Annotated in this window: 2 protein-coding genes and 1 pseudogene; 1 reads left to right on the plus strand and 2 read right to left on the minus strand. The window is 33.9% G+C overall.

The window, feature by feature from the left end:
* Positions 1-279 precede the first annotated feature (279 nt).
* On the plus strand, positions 280-2,322 hold the full coding sequence (locus tag ACFINX_RS09500) for a hypothetical protein (protein WP_375628599.1): 2,043 nt from the start codon (positions 280-282) through the stop codon (positions 2,320-2,322).
* 47 nt (positions 2,323-2,369) lie between these two features.
* Here the strand turns inward: ACFINX_RS09500 and ACFINX_RS09505 are convergent, their stop codons facing one another.
* On the minus strand, positions 2,370-2,900 hold the full coding sequence (locus ACFINX_RS09505; RefSeq protein WP_375650780.1) for an antA/AntB antirepressor family protein: 531 nt from the start codon (positions 2,898-2,900) through the stop codon (positions 2,370-2,372).
* A gap of 275 nt (positions 2,901-3,175) precedes the next feature.
* A pseudogene (locus ACFINX_RS09510) lies at positions 3,176-3,585 on the minus strand (integrase); the annotation flags it as partial.

Here is a 3,585-nt window from a genome sequence, read left to right on the forward strand (position 1 = left end):
TATCCGACTCTAAACATACTCTGAGACGCGCGAAATTCTTTAGAAAATGGTTTCTTAATTTTGCTCGTCTCATGGAGACGATAGACAATGTCTTCTTCCATTTAAAACAGTGGATTTCAAAGAATTAATCTTTGAATTAATTGTTTCATGAATTTAAAGCTTCTAATAAACTGTATTTGATATGAACAGCTTCGAAATTTTAATCCTTTAAGGATGAAGAGGAAGTCAAATCTTTGTAAAACGACACAATTGATTGTCTTTTATAGATTAGAGTGGATAATGAGAACAAATTTAAGTGGCCGCGTAAGAAATACATCTTTACCAGAAAATCATGCTCTACTGCCTCTTTTTGAAGCAGTTGTAAATTCTATTCATTCCATTGAAGAAATAGGAAATGATTTTTCCTCACGCTACATTATAGTTTCAGTCATAAGATCGAAGCAAGCTTCACTACCACTTGAAAAAGATACTGAAAAACGAAACAAAACACAAATTATAGGTTTTAAAGTAATCGATAATGGTACAGGCTTTAATGATTATAATTTTCAATCATTTGAAACTTTAGACTCAGATCATAAAATAAAAAAAGGTTGCCATGGTATAGGACGACTTTTATGGCTTAAAGCTTTTGATAATATAAAAATCCGGAGTATTTATGAAACAGATAGAGGATTAAAAGGGCGTGAATTCTTATTCGACGCTGTTCAAGGTATAAAAGCATTACACGAATTTCAAGATAATTGTACAAAGAGAGAAACTGTTGTTGAGTTAACAGGTCTACAACAAAAATATAAAAATCATATTCCTAAAAAGCTACAATCTATTGCAAAAGCACTCTTAGAACATTGTCTCTGGTATTTTGCAAGAACCGGTAGTTGTCCCTCTATAACTATTGAAGATGACTCAGAAAAGATATTATTGAATGATCTATATGAACAATGCATGCATGGAGCCGTTTTTAATGAAAAAATAATAATAGAAAAGTATAACTTTTCTATTATGCATCTTAAATTTAGGTCCTTACCTTTAGAAAACCAGGCTTTATATTTTTGTGCCGCCAACAGAGTTATCACAAAAGAAGGATTATCTCATAACGTTCCTGGTATTCATGCAAAACTGCAAGATGATATAGGTGAATTTATCTACTCTTGCTACGTAAGCTCTCCTTTTTTGGATGAAAGAGTACGTGCTGAAAGAATAGGCTTTGATATTCAAGAAAATACTGAAGGGTTACTAGAGAAGGTAGAGATATCATTTGATAAAATACGGAAAGCTGTAGTCCCTAGTATTCAAAAATACTTAGATAAAGAATTAAAGCAAAACATTCAAAACAGTAAGAAAATAATTGAAAAATTCGTAGCTGAAAAAGCACCACGTTACCGTACAGTTCTAAAACATTTAACTGAAAATGACTACATAGCGTCTCCCTCAAGCTCTGACCAAAGCTTAGAGCTTCTCCTTCATAAACATCTTACTAAATTAGAAGAAAAGGCTTTAAAAGAAGGTCATGATATTTTGCAAGCTGAACAAAACGCAAATTATGAAGAATACTTAAGTAAAGTTAGCGCATATGTAGAAACTGTAAATGATCTTAATCGCTCTGATCTAATAGGTTACTTATGCCACAGAAAAGTTATCTTAGATCTTCTAGAAAAGGCTTTAAAGAAAAGCGATAAAGGCTACGCTAAAGAAAATATTATTCACAAACTCATAATGCCAATGAAGTGTGATTCCAATGACATTTCTATGGATAATTGTAATTTATGGTTAATAGATGAAAAGTTAGTTTTTCATGATTATTTAGCTTCTGACATCTCATTGAAAGCAATGCCTATTACAGGTTCTACAGAAGATAAAAGACCTGATATATGTGCCTTAAATGTATACGACACCCCTATATACGACAATCCTATTTTAATATCAGACGAAGAGCCTATGAAATTGGCATCTCTTTTTATAATAGAAATTAAACGCCCAATGAGAGATGATGCACAATCGGGAGATAAAACAGATCCTATTAAACAAGTGTTTGATTATCTAGACGAAATTAGAAAAGGTAAAGTACAAACATTCGATGGTCGTCCTATAAAAGACTCTCTTGATATACCTGGTTATTGTTATATTATCTGTGATTTAACTGATAGTATAAGGAAATGTTGCAAAAACTCGAATTTAAGAATAACAGGTGATAACATGGGGTATTTTGGATATAACGAGAATTATAAAGCTTATATAGAAGTGATTTCATTTGACAAGCTTATAGATAATGCCAAGAAAAGGCATCGGTTATTTTTCGATAAGATGAATTTGCCAATAAAATGATTTCTCCCTCCCCACTTTTGAAATGGGGAGATGAATCGTGTTTTAAACTAAGCCGCTTTCACAACAGATCTTGCTAGAACGCGCTTGGCTTCTTTTGTAACTGATTTGTAATGATCAAGCTCTTTTTCGATTTCATCTATTTTTAAAAGACGACCAAAGATAATACCCATGATTTTAGGATAATTTGTCAAAACATATTGGCGAAGATAGTTAAAATCATCAAAGCATGTATCATTATCATAATCAACAGCTTGGGTTCTCAGTTTCTTTTCACATTCAATAAAGTAACGGCGTGCTTGACGTCCTTTCTCATTGCGTTCAACCATGGAAAGTTCTTTCGCCATGTCTAAGGTGAGGTGATATTCTATGCTTGGACGACCGCCTTTAGGTTTTACTCTTTTTTGAGTAAAACTCACAAAGTCTTGATTTTCTTGAAAAGAATATTCTTCAATCCGTCGTGAAATCCAATCGTTGAAGCGTATATTAACGTCTAAAAACGTATGTAACTCACGCGCGTTAACGGTTTGAACAGTTTCCTGATCAATGATTTGTTCCGTAATTTCTATAAGAGTGTTCATAGCGAACTCCTAGTTGTTAGATGTTTTTCATTGACACTTTTTATAAAAATGCCGGGTGCTGAAAAACACGGCAACTAGCCCGTCGTTATGCTTTCCCCGTAAAGGGTATTATATGGCATAACCACACCCGACAAAGCTATTATATGCGTCTAGCATACAATGAGTCAAAGCTTTTAAATTGCGGAAGATCAGTTATTTCGGCAACCAATCCGCTAGTTGTTTTAAGGTGTTTTTCAAGCACCTCATTCGACAATAGACACATTGTTATAATCCTGTCAAGCCTCTCCTGATATAAAAGACGCCCACTGCTCTAAAAGAACATATCGCTGTTCTAAAAAATCCGTTCGCATATAAGCTTTTGTCACTGAACTCCCAACTGAATGGGCAAGAACAGTTTCGGCAATTTCAAACGGTGTTGACGTTGTCTCTGCTATCCAATCCCGTAAGCTTGAACGAAAACCATGGGGACGATAAGTTAAGCCGCAAACTGTCATATATTTTGCCATGCTTGCATCAGAAATTGGCTTGCCGGTAAGACCAGAAAAGAGAAAACCTTTTTTCTCAAAAGGGAGAGATTTTTCAATTACTTTCAAAGCTTCACGACTTAATGGCACGCGAAAATCTGAAACTTTCCCTACAATACCTTTCATGTTTTCTTTTGGTATCGTCCATATATTTTTGTCAA

This window comes from Bartonella sp. AP36NXGY, assembly GCF_042195865.1.
In the GTDB taxonomy this organism is placed as follows: domain Bacteria; phylum Pseudomonadota; class Alphaproteobacteria; order Rhizobiales; family Rhizobiaceae; genus Bartonella.

Coding starts and splice junctions, on each gene's coding strand:
- ACFINX_RS09500 (WP_375628599.1), top strand. CDS start 280: ATGAGAACAAATTTAAGTGGCCGCGTAAGAAATACATCTTTACCAGAA.
- ACFINX_RS09505 (WP_375650780.1), bottom strand. CDS start 2,900: ATGAACACTCTTATAGAAATTACGGAACAAATCATTGATCAGGAAACT.